The organism is Chitinivibrionia bacterium, assembly GCA_009779925.1.
GTDB lineage: Bacteria > Fibrobacterota > Chitinivibrionia > Chitinivibrionales > Chitinivibrionaceae > WRFX01.
This window is the reverse complement of sequence record WRAZ01000002.1, coordinates 121,530-142,952: the sequence shown is the minus strand read 5'-3', so window position 1 is coordinate 142,952 and position 21,423 is coordinate 121,530. Positions and strand designations below refer to the sequence as shown.

Here is a 21,423-nt window from a genome sequence, read left to right as displayed (position 1 = left end):
TGCCAAATCGTAAAAACCGCGCAAAAATCCATAATTTTGATAGACAATTATGTCAATGAAGCCACATTGACGATATTTTCCAAGAGAGCGGAAAATGTAAAAGTTATGCTTTTTACAAAGGAAATATCAATGCAGTTAAAATTAGATATAGAAAAATTCAACAAACAATATCCGCCGATAGAAGCAAAAGAATTCGACCTCAGCCACGATAGATTTTTGATAGTCGATGACAAAGAAGTTTATCATTGGGGCGCAAGTTTGAAAGACAGCGGCAAAAAATGGTTTGCGTTTTCAAAAATGGATTTGGACGGGTTGTTAGTTTTAGAAAAAATCAGGAAATGGAAATCGTAGAGGCGGACCCGTGTGTCTGTCCCATACAACAATTTTTCACAAAAACCAAAATAACCCCGAAAATCACCTGAAAAATAACGTATTTTCCCCGAAAAAATGCAAATGGAGAAAAAATATATGGACGAAGGTTGCAGGAGAAAAATAATTCTTTCCAATGACGAATTTCAAAAACTGAAAAAAGATACAGAAATGTTGTTAAAAAGAGATGTTGGCAAAATATTTCAGAATAAAAACGGAGAAAGAAGCGCTCGCTTGTATCAAAAAGGGGCAAAAAGAATTGTAAGTCGAGAAGCGATAAACAAATCAATAGATACAAAAATACATTTTGAAGCCGCCAAAAACATTGGTGAATTATTTGAGAAAAGTAAAAAAACACAAACCTCTATGGACAGAGCCGAAGAGAATGATATAAAATATATTCACAGATACGAAACAGATTTTGAATACGACAATTTTTCATATCCCATAAAAATAACAGTGAAAGAGTATTACGACGAGGCAGAGATAGACAGAATATATTCAATAGAGGTAATAAAAAAGGGAGACCATGGATACGCACCCGAATAGCGAACACATATCATCTCCCTTAAAATAAGGCATTTGCCTACAACCATAATATACAAAATAACCGCACGAAAAGTCAAGGGTAAAATTAAATTTTCTATAATTTCCCACAATTTCCCACAATTTTCACCAAAAACGAAAATAATCCCAAAAACCACCTCAAAAAGAATGTATTTTATAGGCGCGAAAAAAAGTTGAATGGCGAGATTGATCCTCGTTATTCATCATATTTTAATTTTACAATATAGACAAAACACCCTTGTGGTTGTTCTGTCGTCCTATGTTGTAAATAAAAAATACGTAGGTTCCATTCAACTTTTTTTCGCAGAAAACACGAATTTACCGGCAGAACAGCCTTTCCGCTGTTTCTTGCTTGAATTTTTAACATTGCCGTGTGGGAACGGCGGGAAGGCGGTTTTTATGAGCAAACTTATTAAAACAATGGCGGTGATATTTGTTATCACTATGGGACTTTTGGCGCAGACGACAACGCACAGGTGGGAGTGGAGCAGCGTGCCGACGGTTAACGACGGCGACGTTGTGATTATTACTGCAAACAGCAGCGGAGAACTGTCGGTTGGCAGCAATGTGATTACCATTATAAGCGAAGGCGTTGTTCATCGAACGTCGCCCGTCAGATTGAACATTGGTTGGGGCAATCAAAATGCAAGGGTAATTTGGAGAGCGCAGGTAGTTTCTACCGGGCACGCCGTAGAAATTACAAATATGAGCGGCGGCGTATTTCAGGTTGAAGACGGCGCAATTATCAGAACAACAAGCCCTACCCATTCGGCAATTTGGTCGCAAAGCACTGCTCTGGCGGCTATTACGATAAACGGCGGATTGGTTCAAAGTGATGGTATAACAAATAGTATAAACGGAGGACCGACGATTTGTGTTTCCGTCCATACAAAGGAAATCAATATTAACGGTGGAAGAGTTCTTGCAATGGAAGGCGCTCAGGCGATTTTTGACGCCGACAGCCCGAATGGTCGCGTGGGCAGAATAAATATGAACGGCGGCGCGATTATCGTAAAAGGGTCGAACGCTTTGAGCAGCGCTGTGGGACACCTCAATGTGGGACAAGTAAGTCATAACGGCGGCGTAATTATTGCCGCTTCGGGTTCGGGCGGCGAGATTATAACAGGAACAAGGCGAAACATAAATACATTGCCAGAAAACGCCGAAGTATCTTGGGCTTTGCAAGGAGACAAAAAAGGCATTTCGTATGGCGGCGGATTTTATGAGTTTCTGTCTCACGCGGCGGGTTTTGTTAATCCGATAGATGTTTCGCAATATATAAATTTCTCGACTTTTCCCAACATTACCTATAACGGAATGCCGCAAGACCGTATCACAAACGTGTATTTTGGCATTGATCAAACCGAAATTACGCTTACCGCTAATCCAAGTTGGAGAAGGTCATACTCCATCAACAGCAACAATGCTACCGGTAATGAGAAATTGTGTTCCGACGGTCTTCCGATAAATGCGGGAATTTACTCGATTACTGCTATTTTAAGTACATCCAACAGCAAGTATTTCGGAACGGCAACAACGGAAGTCGAAGTCCTTAAACGCCAACTTCATTTCGGTGAAATGAGCCATACGAAAGTTATTGACGGCACCACGACAGCCGAAAACATAGAGTTTAGTTTTAATGCGGCTCACATAGTAGAAGGCGACGAAGTGTCGGCAACGGTCGTCGGCGAATATGAGGGATTTCGCACACACTCGCGGCTTGTAATTTCGCAAATAACGATAGGCGGAGCCGACGGCGGTAATTATTCCCATAATTTTTCTTTACCTGTCAGCAATTGGTGGAACAGCGGCGGCGGAATTACGCCTTTTATCGCCACTAAAGACAATTTGATATTGCCAACGGCGGCGCAAATCGATTTCGGGCAAGCGATTTGGGAATCGGAGCTCGCAAGCAACGGCGAAGGCATTTTGGAACACATCAATTGGTATTGGGATTGGATAGTAGTGGATTTGGATTCCGTTCCGCCTGCAGGAGAGCACGAATTTAGCGTAAGACCAAGTTTTATGTATCCTTTTCAGTTCAGCGACTTTGACTTTTCAGCAGTAGAAGACATTGAATTTAAGGTGGCGTTGAGAGTTAATAAAAGAAACCTCAGCGAACTCCCAACTGCGCCGAGCGGTTTAACTGCGCGCACTTGTCAAACCTTGGCAGTTGTTAATTTGCCAAGCGGCTGGTCTTGGAAAGAAAGCGCAAGCACATCGGTAGGCGCTGTCGGAAACCGCGCTCACAAGGCAATATTTACACCGACCGACCCCAATTATAACAGTGTAGAAATAGACGTTGAAATAGCTGTTTCAGACCATAATTGGGGAGATTTGACGACAACAAAAGTCGCAACTTGCGCCGAAGCAGGCGAAATAGCGCGAGTTTGTTCTCTTTGTAATGCCAAGACGGAAGTCGCCGTAATTCCCGCATTGTGCGAAACAATAACCGACAAATTCACCGACCCGAATTTCCGCGCGGCAGTGTATTCTTTAATCGGCAAAACCGCCCCCGTCCCGATTTTCGACATTGATGTTAGAGACATCGACACCTTGGATTTGCAAATAATTAACGAAACCAGAGCGGCAAGAAACGAAGCAACTATTCCGACAATCAGAAATTTGAGCGGCATAGAACATTTTGTTTCGCTCGAATACCTGAACGTCAGCGGTCACGACCTCACCGAACTCGACTTGTCGAAAAACGTGAACTTGACTTACCTTAATGTCGATGACAACCGTATCGCTTCAATAGACGACATCAAAGGTTTGGATAACACGCAAATCCAAGGATTTAATTTCGGCGAGCAAAGACCGACCTCAATTCGCCATCGCCAGCCCACTGATACCCGATACGGCATAATTGTCGCCGAAAACCCCGTGTCCGACGCGGCGAAAATTTCGGTGATAACGCCAGAACAGGCAACAATAAACTTGCGAATTATGGATAATTTGGGGAATGTTGTGTTCATGGCAGATGGCGTAGGGGCGACCGCCCTCGGTCGCCACGGAGGCAACGGTTGCCCGCAACAATCGCCAATCGTCTGGAATTTAACCAACCCCTCAGGCAGATTTGTAGCAAATGGGACGTATTTAATTATCGTCGAAGCAACAGGTATCAGCGGAAGAAGATTTACCTATTCGGCAAGAATTGGTGTTAGTAAATAAAAATTAGTTTTTCAAATTTATCAAGGGACGACTTTCAATCGTCCCTTTTTGATTAGCGCAAATATTGTTTAACCCTCAATGAAAATTCCGCAACCCCGCCCCTACCATGCGGTGCGATTTTCTAGATTTTTGGGGACTATTTTATGGAAATTTATCTTTTTTCTGTTTTACTCTTGACTTTTTCTTGTAAATAACGTATATTATAATGGTAAAGTAGCGGCAACGTTGCTTTTTCCCTTGAATGGGTTACTGCCCCTGCTTTATGCGGGGGTTATTTTTATTGTGAGGATAATTTTAATGAAATTGCCGAATTATGTTAAAAGAGGTCAGATATTTATGTGCAGATTTGAGGACTGCTGGAATAAGGCAAATTCTTGTATTGATGCAAATGAGACAATAATTGCGAACATAAAACCTGAAATCGGAAAAGTTCGCCCCGTTATTGTGATTTATCCTCATAAAAGGCATAAATTAGCAGTAGTTATTCCTTTTACTACAAAAAAGCCACCAAAGGGAGATTCTTTTACAATTTTCATTCCAATAGGGGCAATGCCGGGTATTTTGGCAGAAAAAGAATGTTGGGCTCTGTGCGACATGTTAAAGGTTGTGTCTATTGATAGATTACAGTTGCCGTTTCGCAGAAAAAAGGATTCGCACAAGCCGCTTAACCTAATAACGCTTAGTAAAGATAAAATTGACGAAATTTGCTCGGCAGCACAAAATATTTTCAAATAAAAACCACTCGGAGAACACGGGCGACCGAGGGCGGTCGCCCCTACGGTTATTCTTCCTCACTCACCACTCCCTCCGAAAACTGGGAATTATACAAATCCGCGTAAAAGCCGTTCATTGCGAGTAGGTGGTCGTGGTTGCCGTGTTCTATTATGTCGCCGTCGCGCATTACGAAAATTACGTCGGCGTCTCTTATTGTCGATAATCTGTGCGCGATTACAAATGATGTGCGGTCTTTCATTACGGTTTTCATTGCTTGTTGGATAAGAACTTCCGTCCGCGTGTCGATTGACGAGGTTGCTTCGTCCAAAATTAGTATATGCGGGTCTTTCAGTATTACTCGCGCTATTGTTAAAAGTTGCTTTTGCCCTGCCGAAATATTGGTCGCGTCTTCGTTGAGAGTGCTGTGATAACCCTGCGGAAGCGTGTGTATAAAGTGGTCGCAGTGAGCCGTTTTGGCGGCGGCGATTACCTCTTCGTCGGTGGCGGCGGGGCTTCCGTAGCGAATGTTTTCCATTATGGAAGCGTTGTAAATCCAAGTGTCCTGCAAAACCATTCCGAACATATTGCGCCAATCGTTGCGGGAAAATTCGGTCGAATTTACGCCGTCAATAAGGATTTGTCCGCTGTTTAATTCGTAAAAACGCATCAATAATTTTACCAATGTGGTTTTTCCGCACCCCGAAGGTCCGACTATCGCCACCTTTTGCCCCGCGTTTACCTCCGCCGAGAAATCGTTGATGGTGATTTTGTCGGGCGTGTAGCCGAAATGAACGTTTTTGAATGTGATGTTTCCTTGATATTCAATGTTTTCCTGTTGTAGGGGCAAATCATCATTTGCCCTAATTGCGCCATCGGCGTTGTTTTTGGGCGAATGATTTTCAATATCGGCTACCTCTTCGTTTTCCTCCAAAAATTCAAATACGCGTTCTGCGGAAACTATGGTTGCCTGCATTGTGTTGGCGGAGGCGCCGAGTTCTCCTAAGGGCTGTGTGAAATCCCCAATATATTGAAGAAACGCCTGAACGTCTCCAATCGTAATGACCCTTTGCACCGTGAGCCAGCCGCCCAAAACGCAGATGAGGACGTATCCGAGATTAAACACAAATCCGAAAACGGGCTCTATAATGTTGGTCATATATTCGGCTTTCCAAGCGGAGGAGCGGATTTTTTCGTTGGTTTTGTCGAATTTTTCTTCGGCGTCGGTCTCGCTGTTAAAGGCGCGCACAATATCGCGACCGCTGTATGTTTCTTCCACGATGCCGCTCATTTCGCCGATTGCTTTTTGCTGATTTCCAAAATAAATATACGATTTTTTTAAGATGACCCCCAAAATAAGCATTGACGTGGGAATTGTAATAAGCGAGGCGGCGGTCATAAGCAAACTTATTGAAATCATCATAATTAAAACGCCGATAATTGTGGTGGCGGACGATACCAACTGCATTAAACTTTCGTTGAGCGTTTGGCTCATTCTGTCCACGTCGTTTGTTATGCGCGAAAGAATGTCGCCCTGCGAACGCTCGCGCGAATCATAATAATTTATAGGAAGTTTGTGCATTTTTTCGCTGATTTGACTGCGAAGTTTGTAAGTTATTTTTGCGGAAATGCGCGCCATTATAATCCCCTGAACCGTTCTGCAAGCCGCCGACAATATAAAAATCGCCGCAAGCCACCACATAATGGTAGCCATATACGGAAAATTTGTGAGAAGCCCCGTTCCCATCCAATGCGCGACAATTCCGTCAACAAGCGCGGTGGTAATTCGTCCCAAAAGGCGCGGTCCCGCCACCGCAAACGCTGTAGAAAGCACGGCTAAAATCAAACAAGCGGCAAAAGCGATTTTATGCGGCAACAAATACGCCATAATTTTTTTTATGGTCGCCTTCGGATCTTTGGCTTTTCCGGCAAGCGCTTGTTGCCCCGTCATTCCCGCCAAAGGATCGCTGTCGTATTTTTCGACTTTGTCTAATTCTTCGCTCATTCGCGCTTCCTTAAAAAACCGATTTTCGGTGTGTTTTTCGAGAAGAAAATACTATTTGGCGTGGAGGAAATATATGTATGGGCGAAAAAAAACACAAAACCCTAAATAACCTCGTAAATCACCGCAAACAAATATTATTTTCTCTCTGTTCTTTGAAAGAATAATGTTTTTCATTTTCTCTACTGTGAATATCGCCAATATTCAATTTTATCGAGAGAATGAGAAAGAGTGTGTCTGTCGGCACGCTCCTTTCTTGTTTGTTTTCGGATAAAATAGGTTTTGGCGATGACCTCACAGTACGGAAATGGGTGGGAAAATGGAGTGCGCCTTTTTGTTTTTGAATGGCTCCGTTTTAGTTTTTGAACGTAATTGTTATCTAAACCTTAAATGACGGAGGTTCTTTATGAACTACAGAAAGTTATTTTTTTGTGCAACGGTATTGACCGCTTGCGTGTTTGCTTCTAACAGCATTGTTATCCCCGACAATCCACCGACGGTGAGCGGTGGGGAACTTACAAAAGGCGAGGGTATGGAAAATACCGCGGTTAATCAATCAAACCTCGACGATTTTATCAAATTGTATAAATTTGCTTTTACGGGTGATGATTATTACAATGATAATTCCGCCGTCGCCCAAAATGCCCGCAGTGCCCGTTCTCAGTCAAACCTGCCTGACGAACGCGAGTCTTTTATCGGAGGAATTACAGCATCGTCCACAGGGTTCGGTAGTTCTTCGGGAAAAGTCGAATTTATGTTAAAGGCGATATTTGAAGAATCCAACAGAGGAGCAGAGGAGCGTGGCGTCTATGAAATTAAGTATTTCGATTTTTCTAATGCCGAATCATTTTTTATGGGCGGAGCGGTAGGTATATTTGTGTCTAACGCTTATGAAGACGGCGTTGAGCACGATATTGTCAAAAAAAACGGAACCATAGATTTCCGCGGAAAATATGAAGGACAAATTGTGTTTGAAAACGTCGCCGCTTCGCGGGATTCTCTCGAAAACAAAATAACAAGCGGAAGGTTTTTTGTGAAAAGCGGCAATGTTGAAATCAATCTTCCGATTTATTTGCTTTTCAGCTATATACAACCGAGTACCCAAAATCGTATTTATGGCGACGATACTCCGATAGACAGAACTATGCCCGCCGTTCCTACAGCGCCGAGCGGAGAATTGACAAGTCGCGGCGGTGCGACTATAACCGCGGCAAATCTCGAAGATTTTCTTGAAATCTACGCCCAAGAACTTGAACAACGCAATTCCAGAGCAGGTCGCGGATTTGAATTATTCGAAGACATCGAACGTCTCAGACACGGTGAAGAAAACGGTTATGTTTCGACGAAAGAAAGGAGGTCTGAAATAGCGAATGACTACGGCTGCATCAGAACTACCACTACAACAAGAGAATTTTTCAACTTTTCAAATCTCGGAAATTTGTATTTAGGCGGCGGATACGGCAGGTCTGCAATTCACGGCTGGGAGGATTTTTGCGGTTGGTATTCGAATGAAAGCCGAGACGAGTTCAAATACAACGGAAGAATAAATTTCAACGGAGAATTAGCAGGATCGCTCAGTTTTCAGAATTTTCACTACATAATAACGGAACAGCTGGAACAAGTGGAAGTCAGCGGAAGTTGGCAGTGGAAAGTCGAAAGAGAGGTAATTCTTAAAAACGGAAGAGTTGTGCTGAACGATACGCTTGATATTACAGAGGAATATGTACTCATAGTATTAGGCATAAGCGCCGAAGATTTGGCAGATGATCGTCCGACTTTGCCTCCCTTGTCTATCTCCCGCAATAATTCCTCGACAAACAGAAACGTTTCCGTTGCCAGATTTGCAGGAATAAGAAATGGTCAAATCCACCTAAACCTCGCCGCTGGCAATTACACTGCCGAACTTTATAACTTGCAAGGTCGAATGGTAAGCAGAGCAAACATCACCGCAATAAACGGCGTGAATGCAGTTGGTTTGCGAACGGATAACATCGCGCAAGGCGTGTTTATTCTGAATGTAAAACAAAACGGCGTTTCAGTGTTGAGACATAGGATTAACGTTAGAAGATAAAATCATAATTTCAGTTGTTTTTTTGTAGAGACAAGGCACGCCTTGTCTCTTTTTGTTTTTGGCGAATAGTATCTTTGTATAAAAAAGGAGAAAAAACTCCTAAAAACGAGAAAACAAGTAATCCTTAGTAAGGAATAACGTATTTTACCGTCTCGTTTAATAAGAAATTTTGAGAGAATAAAAATGAATCAAATGCACGAAATTATAGTTTATGAAAGCGGCGATAGCAATATTGAATTGTCGGTAGATTTTAAAAATGATACGGTTTGGGCAACTCAATCGCAGATAGAAAAGATATTCGCAGTTGACCAATCGGGCGTTTCGCGACATATTCGCAATATCTTCAAGGATGGTGAAGTTGATGAAAAAAGCAATATGCAAAAATTGCATATTCCAAACTCGGACAAACCGGTTGCGTTTTACAGTTTAGATGTAATATTATCAGTTGGCTATCGTGCAAATTCCGGCAGAGCAATAGAGTTTCGCAAATGGGCGAACCAAGTTTTAAAGGAATATGTTATAAAGGGTTATTCTTTCGACCAACGATTTGAACGCTTGGAAAACCGTATGTCCGAAACAGAAAAGAAAATAGATTTTTTTGTAAAAACGGCGCAAAAATCCATAATTTTGATAGACAATTATATAAATGAATCTACATTGACAATATTTTCCAAGAGAATGGAAAACGTAAAAGTTATGCTTTTTACAAAAGAAATATCAAAACAGTTGAAATTGGATATAGAACGATTTAACGAACAATATCCACCGATAGAAGCAAAAGAATTCGACCTCAGCCACGACAGATTTTTGATAGTCGATGACAAAGAAGTTTATCATTGGGGCGCAAGTTTGAAAGATAGCGGCAAAAAATGGTTTGCGTTTTCAAAAATGGATTTGGACGGGTTGTTAGTTTTAGAAAAAATCAGGAAATGGAAATCGTAAGGGCGGATCCGTGTGTTTGCCACTACGATAAATTTTGCCGAAAACAAAAATAACCTCGTACACCACCTAAAAAATAACGTATTTTATCTTGTGGAGGTAAGTAATATCTATGTGTTTCGACTGGGATAAAACAAAAAATGTTGTTTTGCAAATTGAGCGCGGCATATCTTTTGAGCAAATAGTTGGCGCGATTGGAAACGGAATGCTGTTAGAGGTTTTTGCTCATACGGACAGGATAAAATACCCCGGTCAAATTTTAATGATTGTGAATATTGACGGCTATGCTTGTGTTGTTCCGACAGTGAAAAACGGAGATGTGTATTTTATGAAAACAGCATTTAAGAGTCGTAAATATACAAAAAAATATTTAACGGGAGGATTTTGAAAATGACTGCTTATGAAGAAAAAGAACTGATTGCTTCTGTTGAGCGCGGAGAATGGAAACGCGTTCAAAATTTTTCAGAGGTAAAGAGAGAGTTAATGCTTGTCGCTAAATTAACGACAGGTAAAGTTGCGGTAAAGAAAAAAAGGCAAATGGCTTTTGCATAAAACGGAGAGAACGATATGCCGATTGATTATAAGAAAACTCAAAAAGAGTTATATCAACCTAAGACTGCACCTTCTATCATTGATGTGCCGGAAATGGTATTTATCGCTGTTGACGGCAAAGGAAATCCAAACATATCAGAGGAATATAAAACGGCTATGGAAATTCTTTACGGATTGTCATACTCCATAAAAATGAGTAAGATGAGCGGTTCACAGCCGAAAGGATATTTTGAGTATGTTGTTCCGCCGTTAGAGGGTTTTTGGAGTGTTGACGACGGCACATTCTTTGGTGGTGCTGTGCCGGACAAAAGTAAATTTGTTTGGACATCATTAATACGGCAACCGGAATTTGTTACAAATGAAGTGTTTGAAGCCGCTAAATTAATGCTTGCCAAAAAGAAACCGAATTTGGATTTATCAAAAGCACGGCTTGAAAGTATTACGGAAGGGTTGTGCGTACAAGTTATGCACATCGGTTCATATGATGACGAGCCAGCAACGATATTAATGATGGATACTTATGCCGCAGAACAGGGATATTTGATTGATATAAACGAAGAACGGCAGCATCACGAGATTTATTTGTCTGACCCTCGCAAAGTTGCGCCTGAAAAATTAAAGACAATAATTCGACATCCCATAAAAAGGGTTTAGGGATAATTTGGCGCAAGGTGTGTTTATCTTGAACGTGAAGCAAAACGGCGTTTCTGTGTTGAGGCAGAGAATTAATGTGAAGCGGTAAATTAACGTAGGAGCAAATCTGTGTAATTGCTCGTTTTTTAAGGAAGCGTATGAAAATACGCTTCCTTTTTTGTATAAAAATTATGAGGTGAAAGCAGCAGAAAATAAAATGGGGAGGTGCCTAAGACCTCCCCGACATTACCTGAAAGTATATCTTTCGACAGTGACCGGCAGGTGTTCTCTATAAATATACTATAATTTTCGCGACAAATGCAAGGTATTATTGATTTTTTCTGTAAAAAATAGTATTTTCCTCTCAAAAAGGAGAATTTTTAAGTGAATTATAATGATTACGAGGAATGTTTATCAAAACCTCGACTTGACAAATACAAGCACGCTTGTGGCGGAAACGAGCCACAAGCACTTGAATTATATATGTTAAACATCGAAACATCAAAAAAGTTTTGGGGTGCATTATGTTTGTTTGAAGTCGTTTTGCGGAATGCAATAAACAAACATTACAAAAAACATTTTAATGACGACGATTGGATTATCGGGCAAATTAACGGCAACTTTTTTCCCGAAGACAAAAAGATGACTATCCGCAAAGAAAAGGAAAATCTTTCCCCGCTTAAACCTTATTCTTCCGACAGATTAGTGGCGGCGCTGAGTTTTGGATTTTGGGTCAGTATGTTTTCAAGCCATTGTTTCAATCAAGGCAACCAATCCTTGCTGAAAATTTTCCCGAACAAAGAAAAAGGCGTAAATCAGAAACTTGTTTTTAATGAATTGAAAGAAATAAGAGATTTCCGAAACCGAATTGCACACCACGAAGCGATTTGTTTTAACCGAAGCGGCGAAATTTCAGACAGATATATGCAGAAAATCTGGGAAATCATATTAAAATACACCCATTTCCTCGGACTTCCAGCTGATTTTCTGCAAAACGTAGAGTCCCCCATTGCTGATATGAAAAAACTCCGCGAGTTTTTTCTTTAACAGTGCAAGGATAATAATCGTCGAAGTACGGCGGTTATTTATCGAACAACACGGGCGACCGAGGGCGGTCGCCCCTACGAAATTGCCCCGCTTCGGTCGTTGAGCGTAGTCGAAACGAGTTCCTCTTCGCTCATCTGGGAGGCGGCTATTTCTTTGTAAACTTCGCAGGTTTCGAGGAGTTGGCTGTGTTTGCCTTTGCCTACTACTACGCCATCGTCTAAAACCACGATTTGGTCGGCGTCCATTATGGACGAAATTCTTTGCGCGACTATAATTTTTGTGCTTTTGTCGCTTTTTTTCTTTAACGCTTCACGCAAAAGCGCGTCGGTTTTTAAGTCGAGCGCAGAAAAACTGTCGTCGAACAAATGAATTGCCGATTTTTTTACCAATGCTCTTGCAATCGCCAATCGCTGGCGTTGTCCGCCCGAAAAATTTGTGCCGCCCTGCGCGACATTTGCTTCGTAGCCGCCCGGTTTTGCCTCTATAAGCGCCTGCGATTGCGAAATTTCGACCGCCTGTTGTATTCTCTCTTCGCTTGCTTCTTTGTCCGCCAAAAGGAGGTTGGAGCGAATATTTCCCGAAAACAAATGCGCCTTTTGCGGAACATAGCCGATTTTATCGTGCAAATCCTTTTTGGAAACGTCGCGAATGTCAATTCCGTCGATTAAAATTGCGCCCTCGTTTACGTCGTAAAAGCGTAATATCAGGTTTAGGATTGTCGTTTTTCCTGCGCCTGTCGCACCAATTATCGCGGTGGTTTCGCCCGATTTTGCGGTGAAATTAACGCGTTCGAGGACGTTTTCGTTGTCCGTTTCGGCGGCGTTTTGTAGGGGCGGGGTTTGCCCGCCCAAATTGTCGTCGGCGTTGCCCTGTAGGGGCGTATTGCATACGCCCAAATCGCCGCCGTTTTTTATTATTGTTTCGGTTTCGTGTTTATTTTTAGGGCGTATGCAATACGCCCCTACGGTTTCGTCGTCGTTTGTTTGGTCGGCAGGGCGGGCAGACCCCGCCCCTACATCATCGTCGCCCGTTTCCGGGTACCTGAAACTTACGTTTCTGAATTCTATTTCGCCTTTTAGATTTTTGGGTAAATCTATGGGGTTTTCGCGGTATTTAATGCTGCTTTGGGTGTTTAGTACTTCGGATATTCGGCGGGCGCTTACTATTGCGCGGGGCACAAAAATAAAGGTTACCGAAATCATCAAAAATGCGGAAACTATTAAAATTCCGTATTGCATAAAGGCGAAAATGTCGCCTATGTCGCTTCTGAACGCCGATACTTCGTGCGCGCCAACCCAGACGATTAGCGCCGCGGTAAAGTTAAAAGTGAGCAGTATTACGGGGGTTACAAACGCAAATGCCTGCGCTATGAATTTTCCTGTTTCGGTCGCGTCTCTGTTTGCTTTGTCGAAGCGTTTTTTCTCGAAATTTTGTGTGCCGAACGCTCGAACTATCAGAATTCCGCTTAGATTTTCGCGCGAAACCAAGTTAAGACGGTCGATTAAACCTTGTATCATATTGAATTTGGGGAGGGCTATTATTACGATAGTCGCCATACTTCCAACCATAAAAATAATGACGAGAACAAGCACCCAAGTCATATTCGGGGCTCTGTCGAGCGCGGCTATTATCCCGCCGATTGCAATCATTGGCGCAAAAATAAACTGTCGAGAAGCCAGCATAAGAGCGGTTTGCACTTGCGTAATGTCGTTTGTGGTGCGGGTTATAAGCGAGGATGTCGCAAATTTGTTCATTTCGGCGTTGGAAAAACTCATTATTTTCTTGAAAACCGCGCTTCGCAAATCGCTGCATATTCCCGTGGCGATTTTTGCTATCAAAACTCCCGAAATCAGCGCGACGATGACGCTTGCCACCGTCAAAAGAAGCATTATGCCGCCGTTTCGCCATATAGTCGGGATGTTTCCTACTATAACGCCGTCGTTTACGATGTCCGCCGTGCGCCCCGGAAGCGCAATCGCCGTCATAACTTCGAGCAAAATGAAGACGAATACGCCGCAAAGCATAAGGGTGTAGGGTTTCATAAACTTGAAAATTATCGACATTTTTCGTCCTTTTTTCTATCGACAGAGGTGCCAAAATCGACCGTCGGTATGTTTTTTTGAGAGAAAAATAAACTTTGGCGTGGGGGAAGCGGGGAGAGAAAGTGATTTTGCGGTTAAAAAAAAGAGAGACGTAAGCATTACGTCTCTCCGAAGTGGCTGGAGTGCAGGGATTTGAACCCCGGACAAGGTGGTTAACAGCCACCTGCTCTGCCGACTGAGCTACACTCCAATCAATAACGGACGTGAATATAATAAATATTTTTGTCTCTGCGCAAGGGTAAAATGCAAAAATCTATAATTTTGTCGGGTCGATGTCTGCAACGCTTCCAAAAACATAGTCGGGACGATAGGGAAACGCCTCCAAGTCCTCGGTTTTACTCACTCCCGAAAGCACAAGGCAGGTTTTCATTCCCGCTTCCATTCCGCCTACAATGTCGGTGTCCATTCTGTCGCCTATCATAACGCTTTCTTCGGGGTGAACGCCCAATTTTTTTGCCGCCATCATCATCATAAGCGAGTTGGGCTTTCCTATTATATAGGGTTTTTTGCCGCTCGCCGCCTCTATTGCCGCTAAAATTGTTCCGCAGGCGGGCTCTTCGCCTTGTTCGGTCGGGTCAACCATATCGGGATTTGTGCCGATAAACTTTGCGCCGCCCAAAATTAAATTTACGGCGGTTTTCAGCGTTTCAAAGTTAAACGCGCTTGTTTTGCCGACAACTACATAGTCGGGATTGTTCTGCGAAATCGTGAAACCCGCGTTGTACAACTCGTTGATAAGCCCGCCGCCGCCCAAAACGTATGCCGTTGCGTTTTCTTTTTGCTGTTTCAAAAACATTGCGGTCGCCATTGCGCTCGTGATAAAATTGTCCTCGTTCAGCCCCTTTATTCCTAATTTTTCGAGTTTTTGCTTTAAATCGCGGGGAGTTTGCTCGGAATTGTTGGTTAAAAACAAGAATTTTACGCCGCCGTCAATCATTTTTTGTATAAAACTGTTCGCTCCGTCAATAAGTTTTGACCCGCGATAAATAACTCCGTCCATATCGGAAATTATGCTTTTCATATTTTTTGCATTCCTTTCGTTCCGTGAAAATAACGCGTTTTATACTATATAATATATGTTATATCCGAAAAAGTAATCGAAAAAATCGTCGTTTAACGCAAAAAACAACAAAATTCAAGAAAAAACGCTTTTTTTAATTTACCCCTTGACGCGCATTCTTAACAAATATTATTTTACGCCACTAAAAATCTAAAAAAGTGTGAGGAACGAGGAAAATGGGTAAAAATCGTGATTTAAAAGCGCTCAACATTTTGCGTGTTTGCTTTTTCGGCAATTCAGTAAGTTCATTCGGTTTCAATTATAATAATTTTAAGAAGGGAGTTTTTTCAATGAAAAAGCTTGGTTTTTTGGTATTCGTGGCGACTTTGCTCGTCGCTAATGTGTTTGCGCAGACTACGCAGACAAAAAGTGTTGGTTTCCACTGCGAAATTGTTCGCGCAGGTGTTGTTCAAGGGTTGAACCAAGGACATAACAGAGAAAACAATGTGGTCTTTACTCGTGAAGGCAACAATTGGACTTTTACTGCTACTTGCGGCTGTGGAGCAAAAGTTAACAGCTATTTCAGCAACGGAAGCAGTGATTTGAACGGCAACAACGTGCAAGTTAATTGCACAAACAGTTGGGATTTGGTAAACACAATTCCTGCAACTTGCGATGAAGCAGGCGTCAGAAATTACGTATCTACTGTTGGCGGACATAAGCGTTCAGTCGCAATTCCGAGATTAACAGGCGTACAGTGCGAGCCTGTTGCTGAAACTGCAACTGTTAGATTTTTTAACGGAGCGGAAGAAGCGGTGTATTCACAATCGGTAGAAGTTGGTCATACAATCGACTGGAACAGCACAACATTAGCCGGCTCATTGAATGGTTATACCACTTGGAACGTGTTGAATTGCGCAGAAGACGTTCGTGAAATCGGCGCTACCATTGAGCGCGATTACACTGGAATAATCAACGCAGACTTGTATTTGATATTGGCTCCTGCGCACGTTTGCACAGAAGGCAAAAAAATTATCATAGAAGAGGCGCATTGCACTGAAGCCGGCGCTTATATAGTTGTATGCGACTGCGGTGATATTTTGAGAGAAGTTGTAATTCCTGCGCCCGTTCGCAAACTCAATTTGAGTGTAGTTCAGCGCACTATCAGCAGCTGGCAAGACGGAAACAACGACAGAGCAAGCATAAACATTACTGTTAATGTTGACGGAAGAGCTGTAAACCACGGAAGTCAGCGCGTAAACAGACAAAACGGCGGAGAACAGTTGGTTTTCTCAAACAAAGACTACGAAGTTTGGGCTATCTTTAACGGTACAAGAGTTGTAAATCTTGCAGTTAATCAAGTATGCGAAGAAGCTCCCAAAGGCGGCGAAACCACTAACAACGACAAAAACACCGTCAGCAACAAAGGCAACGGCAACGACGACTACTGCGGCGACAAAAAAGGACCCGAAGGCGTAGCTCCCGGCAATAACGACGGAAACGGCGTTCTTCGCGAAGGCGGAAACAACAACGGTACAGCGGCGGCGACTGTTCAAGCAACAGGACCGACAAGAGCGGGCAACAACGCAATAATCGTTGTAAACACTGCAAAAACAACACCCGTTGTTATTACAATCTTGAACGCTTCAGGTAGCGTAGTTGCTACATTGAACGGAAACACAAACTCTCCGATTACTTGGAGAATTCCGTCAAACACAAGAGCGGGCACATACACTATCAATACAAATGTAGGTGTAAGAGGAACGATTGGCGTTAGCGCTAACCAAAACAACTAACAATTAAGGCAAGGGCGACTTTCGGGTTGCCCGACCTTACAAATAAAAAGGGAGCGTATAAAAATATGCTCCCTTTTTTGTTTTAAATTGTTAATAAATTTAGTTCTTCAAAAACCCCTCAATCCTCTTCACACATTCATCTTTCCCGATAACGGGAATAATATCGTGCAACGACGGTCCGCCGCCTTGTCCTGTTATCGCCAAGCGAGCGGGAAGTCCGACTTTGCCGAAGCCGACAGCAAATTCGGCGACTAAATCCTGTAATATTTTATCGCAGGTTTCGCTGTTGCAAACGGGTGTTTCGCGCAGTTTTTGAGACAGTTTTGCCAAAATATTCGGCATATTTTCGTCTTTTTTGACTTTTTGCAATGTTTGTTCGTCGTAAACGCTCGGCGCGGCAAAAAAGAATGCGCATAAAGTCGGCAATTCCGTGATTTTTTGCGTGCGCTCTTTCATAAAATTTATTGCGGAGAGGATTTTTTCTTTGTTTTGCGATAATCTATCAAACTCATCTTTAAGTTCTTCGTAAATCTTATCATTTGGCGTTTTTTTCAGGTATTCGCCGTTCATCCACGATAGTTTTTTGTTGTCGAAAACCGAGGCTTTGGCGCTTACTTTTTCTAAAGCAAATGCTGAAACCATTTCTTGTATTGTCATTATTTCGCGGTCGTCGCCGGGGTTCCAGCCTAAAAGCGCGAGGAAATTTACGAGCGTTTCCGCCAAAATTCCGTCTTTTTTGAAGTCCATTACGCTTGCCGCGCCTTTTCTTTTCGACAGTTTTTTGCCGTCTTCGCTTAAAATAACGGGCAAATGCGCAAAATTCGGCGCCTGCCATCCAAATGCCTCGTAAAGCAAAACGTGTTTTGGAGTGCTTGTTATCCACTCGTCGCCGCGCAAAACGTCGGTTATGCGCATAAAGTGGTCGTCAATAACGTTTGCAAGGTGATAAGTCGGAAATCCGTCGGTTTTCAGCAGGATAAAATCGTCTTGCGTGTTGGCGTCAAACGAAATTTCGCCGCGGATTTTGTCCGTAAAGCCGACCGTTCTGTTTTCGGGGATTGCTAAGCGAATTACGAAACTTTCGCTTTTTGCGCGGGTTGCGCTTTCGTCTTTGCTTAAATTTCGGCATTTTTTATCGTAGCCCAAAACGTTTTCGCCCGATTTTTCTTGCTCTTCTCTTAACGCTTCGAGACGTTCGGACGAGCAAAAACAGCGGTAGGCAAGACCTTTTTCTATAAGTTCGTCGGCGTATTTTTGGTATAAATCGAGCCGTTCGCTTTGAAAATACGAGCCGCAATTGCCGCCGACTTCCGGACCTTCGTCCCATTGCAATCCGAGCCAGCGAAGAGACGTGAATATTTCGCCGAGCGCGTTTTCGTCGTAGCGGCTTCGGTCGGTGTCTTCTATACGAAGCAAAAACTTTCCGCCTGTTTTTTTTGCGAAAAGCCAATTAAAAAGCGCGGTTCTTGCGCCTCCAACGTGTAAATATCCCGTCGGCGACGGGGCAAATCTTACTCTTGTTTCTTGCATAGGCGGTGGTCGCCTCCTTTATTTTTCTTGTTTTTTGTTTCTGTGTTTATTGCTCGAGAGCAGCAGGAGCGAATGCCCCTGCTACTGAAGTTTGTTTTGTTAGTGGAAGAATATCAAACCTGTGATAACTCCACCTATTAGTGCTACAAATACCATACCAACAGAAAACATTAAAAAACCTTTGAATTGTTTCGCACTCATAGCGCACCTCCTCTCAAAAACACCGCTATCATAAACGAAGCACCGACAAAAAACAAAACAGCCATTGCTATAATAGCCCACCTGATTTCGTTTTTCTCTGTACCGTCTCCAAATAGACCGCGAACTACAACGCCACCAAATATAATCAAACTCATATTAAGAACATATTCACCGATAAGCCCGACCAATGAAAACAAAAAGCTAGTCATAAATTTCTCCCTTTTGCATTAAAATACTTTTTTTCCGCTTATCCACGCAAGACCGAACTTACTTTTATTAAACTTTATCAAAGATAAAATACTTCAATTAAAACGCTTTTTTATCTACCCAAATTAAAAAACAACTCCCTCTCCTATTGCGGCATAATGTATCTTTATTCCGAAAATCTAATAAAAAACGGGAGGTTGTCTATGAAACCACTTAATTTCTTAAAAGTTTTTGCAACAATTTTGATTATCGCCTCAACGGCAACGGCGATGTGCGCGCCCTCTTTCATTGACTGGAGCGCGCCCACAATAACAATAAGCAACGAATGCGAATTACGGGAATTTGCGACGACGGTTAGCAGCGGTAGCAATTTCACAGGACAAACCATTACGCTCGTCGCCGACATCGACCTTATCTTAGGCGAATGGGAGCCGATCGGAAGCCAAAATGACCGTTTCATCGGCAACTTCGACGGCACATTTGACGGCGGCGGACACATTGTCAGAGGAGTCAGAATTAACCGTCCCAATGCCGGCGATGGTCCCGCAGGTTTTTTTCACCAATTAAATAATAACGGCATAATAAAAAACCTCGGCGTTATCGTTAATATTGACGGCTGGAGCGGCGTTGGCGGGTTAGTAGGAACAAATAGGGGAACAATTCAAAACACCTTTGTAAGAGGAAGCGTAGCAGGACACGCCCAAAACAGCGTTGTCGGAGGATTTGCTGGATGGAACAACGGCGAAATAATAAACAGTTATTTTGAGGGAAATGTAAGCGGCGGAAATCCTAACATAGCCGGTAAATTCGTCGGCGCTAATCACGGCACTAGCGACGGCAGAATTATAAGCAGTTATGCTTTACAATGTTCGCGCGTTTTTGTGGGTTTGTGGACTCAGCAAGGCACGGGAGAAATCTGCCAAAATTCAGGACTGAGAAATGCCACGCAAATGAGACAGCGAAACACTTTCATCGATTGGGATTTTAACTCTATTTGGTCAATATCCCCGGCTATAAACGACGGATTTCCGCATTTTTCGCCGCAAATTGTAGTTTGCGACCCGCCGTTTTGTATGGACGTTATTGTGGAGGCGCGAGTCATTATAGAAAACGGCGAACACGGCAAAGTTATGCTCTATTCTCACATTGATTGGTGTTGGGAAAAGTATGTAGTCGACGAAATTACAGCGAGCGACACGACCCTTTGGGGTCCCAATAGTTGTCATTGGTGGGAACTTACAATAACGCCGAATGCGGGATATATCGCCATAGTAAACGGCGCGCGTTGGGAAGGCGGCAAAATCCGCGCCGGTAATCCAACAGAAATTCGCTTTGTGCCCGCTATTGATTGTATTTTAATAGCGTGTTATCGACCTTATAAATACAATTCTGTTATTAACATACAAAACGGCGAACACGGCAAAGTCGAACTTGCATATTTTGACGAGATATTTTGTATGAATGTCAGAAAAGAAATTGCGGACGGATATTTGGTTTCATATATGGGTTGCTTCCACAGAAATCTTTTTATAACTCCAAATAACGGATATGTCGCCTACGTAAACGGCGTGCGTTTTACAGATGAGATGTATCCTGTTCCCGATATAGGGTTCTTCGGAGGACTGGAGCAACCCGTAAATATTGTCTTTGTTCAGGATATTTCGGATTGCGTCCCGCCGTTGTGCGCGGCTGTTATTGTGGAGGCGCAAATCACCATAGAAAACGGCGAGCACGGCACGGTTATGCTTTATTCTCACGAAGAATGGTGCTGGGAAAAGTATGAACTCAGCAAAATAACGGCGAGCGACACTACCCTTTGGGGCAGTAGCAGTTGTTATTGGTGGGAACTTGAAATAACGCCGAATGCGGGATATATCGCATTAGTAAACGGCGTTCATTGGCAGGGCAACAGATTTGTTGTTCCGACTAATATGATTTCAAATAACCCAATAACAGAAATTCGCTTTGAGCGTGCGCACACAATACTGTGGGGCAATTGGATAATAACGCCCGCGACCTGCGACGAAGACGGCGACAGCACAAGATTTGCCCTAAACGACCCCACTATAAAGCAAGTGCGAATAATTCCTCGCCTCGACTGCCCTCGATACGGCGGCATACTGCTTGACACTGCGGTAGTATCAAGACCTGCAACAATAACGGTAGTCGCCCACGAAGCGCTAACGGATGTTCGTATGGTAATTTTCAACAGCGTAGGAAATATGGTATTTGAAACCACCGATTTCACCCGCCCCACCGAAAAAACCACCACCGCCGAAGAAGAGTTGACAACTCAATGGAATTTAACCAACCCCTCCGGCAGAAGAGTAGCCAGCGGCGGTTATTTGGTTGTTGTTCGAGCGAGGGGGGAGAGTGGATATACATATACATACAGAGCAACGATTGGGGTGAGGCGGTAAAGCCAAAATGTGATTTTCGTAGGGGCGTATTGCATACGCCCTTATTTCTGTCGGTTATTTGGCTTATTTCTGTCGGTTATTTGGGCGTATGCAATACGCCCAAAC

17 protein-coding genes and 1 tRNA gene are annotated in these 21,423 nt (G+C 43.0%); 12 read left to right on the top strand and 6 right to left on the bottom strand.

The annotated features are described in order from the left end of the window. The 4 genes from FWE23_01890 to FWE23_01875 form a co-directional block, all read left to right on the top strand. The coding region (locus FWE23_01890) for an ORF6N domain-containing protein (GenBank protein ID MCL2844192.1) at nt 1-351 on the top strand (351 nt) is incomplete at its 5' end. A gap of 117 nt (nt 352-468) precedes the next feature. Then, nucleotides 469-918 (top strand): hypothetical protein, encoded by a 450-nt coding sequence (locus FWE23_01885; protein ID MCL2844191.1) that lies wholly within the window; start codon nt 469-471, stop codon nt 916-918. A gap of 417 nt (nt 919-1,335) precedes the next feature. Beyond that, entirely contained in the window at nt 1,336-4,107 is a 2,772-nt protein-coding gene (locus tag FWE23_01880) for a hypothetical protein (protein ID MCL2844190.1), read from the top strand. Nucleotides 4,108-4,404: 297 nt separating this feature from the next. Next, nucleotides 4,405-4,842: a type II toxin-antitoxin system PemK/MazF family toxin gene (locus FWE23_01875; GenBank protein ID MCL2844189.1), complete on the top strand. Its 438-nt coding sequence runs from the start codon at nt 4,405-4,407 to the stop codon at nt 4,840-4,842. A gap of 46 nt (nt 4,843-4,888) precedes the next feature. Here FWE23_01875 and FWE23_01870 read toward each other — a convergent pair whose 3' ends face one another. Next, nucleotides 4,889-6,823: an ABC transporter ATP-binding protein/permease gene (locus tag FWE23_01870; protein ID MCL2844188.1), complete on the bottom strand. Its 1,935-nt coding sequence runs from the start codon at nt 6,821-6,823 to the stop codon at nt 4,889-4,891. A gap of 403 nt (nt 6,824-7,226) precedes the next feature. Between FWE23_01870 and FWE23_01865 the strand changes: the two genes are divergently transcribed. From FWE23_01865 to FWE23_01840, 6 genes are all read left to right on the top strand, one after another. After that, entirely contained in the window at nt 7,227-8,891 is a 1,665-nt protein-coding gene (locus FWE23_01865; GenBank protein ID MCL2844187.1) for a T9SS type A sorting domain-containing protein, read from the top strand. Nucleotides 8,892-9,074: 183 nt separating this feature from the next. Continuing rightward, a complete protein-coding gene (locus FWE23_01860; GenBank protein ID MCL2844186.1) occupies nt 9,075-9,833 on the top strand; it encodes a virulence RhuM family protein in 759 nt (252 codons plus the stop codon). A gap of 109 nt (nt 9,834-9,942) precedes the next feature. Next, the gene (locus FWE23_01855; GenBank protein ID MCL2844185.1) at nt 9,943-10,218 is read left to right on the top strand and encodes a BrnT family toxin; all 276 of its coding nucleotides are present in this window, start codon (nt 9,943-9,945) and stop codon (nt 10,216-10,218) included. 2 nt (nt 10,219-10,220) lie between these two features. Continuing rightward, nucleotides 10,221-10,382, top strand: coding sequence for a hypothetical protein (locus tag FWE23_01850; protein ID MCL2844184.1), 162 nt, complete (start codon nt 10,221-10,223; stop codon nt 10,380-10,382). A gap of 15 nt (nt 10,383-10,397) precedes the next feature. Next, the gene (locus FWE23_01845; GenBank protein ID MCL2844183.1) at nt 10,398-11,036 is read left to right on the top strand and encodes a GyrI-like domain-containing protein; all 639 of its coding nucleotides are present in this window, start codon (nt 10,398-10,400) and stop codon (nt 11,034-11,036) included. A 363-nt stretch (nt 11,037-11,399) separates the two neighbouring features. Then, nucleotides 11,400-12,062: an Abi family protein gene (locus tag FWE23_01840; GenBank protein MCL2844182.1), complete on the top strand. Its 663-nt coding sequence runs from the start codon at nt 11,400-11,402 to the stop codon at nt 12,060-12,062. Nucleotides 12,063-12,136: 74 nt separating this feature from the next. Here FWE23_01840 and FWE23_01835 read toward each other — a convergent pair whose 3' ends face one another. From FWE23_01835 to FWE23_01825, 3 genes are all read right to left on the bottom strand, one after another. Beyond that, on the bottom strand, nt 12,137-14,125 hold the full coding sequence (locus FWE23_01835; GenBank protein ID MCL2844181.1) for an ABC transporter ATP-binding protein/permease: 1,989 nt from the start codon (nt 14,123-14,125) through the stop codon (nt 12,137-12,139). A gap of 153 nt (nt 14,126-14,278) precedes the next feature. Further along, nucleotides 14,279-14,354, bottom strand: a tRNA-Asn gene (locus tag FWE23_01830). A 63-nt stretch (nt 14,355-14,417) separates the two neighbouring features. Continuing rightward, on the bottom strand, nt 14,418-15,185 hold the full coding sequence (locus FWE23_01825; protein ID MCL2844180.1) for an HAD-IIA family hydrolase: 768 nt from the start codon (nt 15,183-15,185) through the stop codon (nt 14,418-14,420). Between the two features lie 329 nt (nt 15,186-15,514). Between FWE23_01825 and FWE23_01820 the strand changes: the two genes are divergently transcribed. After that, nucleotides 15,515-16,960 (top strand): hypothetical protein, encoded by a 1,446-nt coding sequence (locus tag FWE23_01820; GenBank protein MCL2844179.1) that lies wholly within the window; start codon nt 15,515-15,517, stop codon nt 16,958-16,960. Between the two features lie 99 nt (nt 16,961-17,059). On the opposite strand, the gene gltX is transcribed toward FWE23_01820, so the two are convergent. Then, nucleotides 17,060-18,490, bottom strand: a complete 1,431-nt coding sequence (gene gltX, locus FWE23_01815; protein MCL2844178.1) for a glutamate--tRNA ligase — start codon at nt 18,488-18,490, stop codon at nt 17,060-17,062. A 197-nt stretch (nt 18,491-18,687) separates the two neighbouring features. Then, nucleotides 18,688-18,900, bottom strand: coding sequence for a hypothetical protein (locus tag FWE23_01810; GenBank protein ID MCL2844177.1), 213 nt, complete (start codon nt 18,898-18,900; stop codon nt 18,688-18,690). 201 nt (nt 18,901-19,101) lie between these two features. On the opposite strand from FWE23_01810, the gene FWE23_01805 reads away from it, so the two are divergent. Continuing rightward, nucleotides 19,102-21,318: a hypothetical protein gene (locus FWE23_01805; GenBank protein MCL2844176.1), complete on the top strand. Its 2,217-nt coding sequence runs from the start codon at nt 19,102-19,104 to the stop codon at nt 21,316-21,318. The last annotated feature ends 105 nt before the right edge of the window (nt 21,319-21,423 follow it).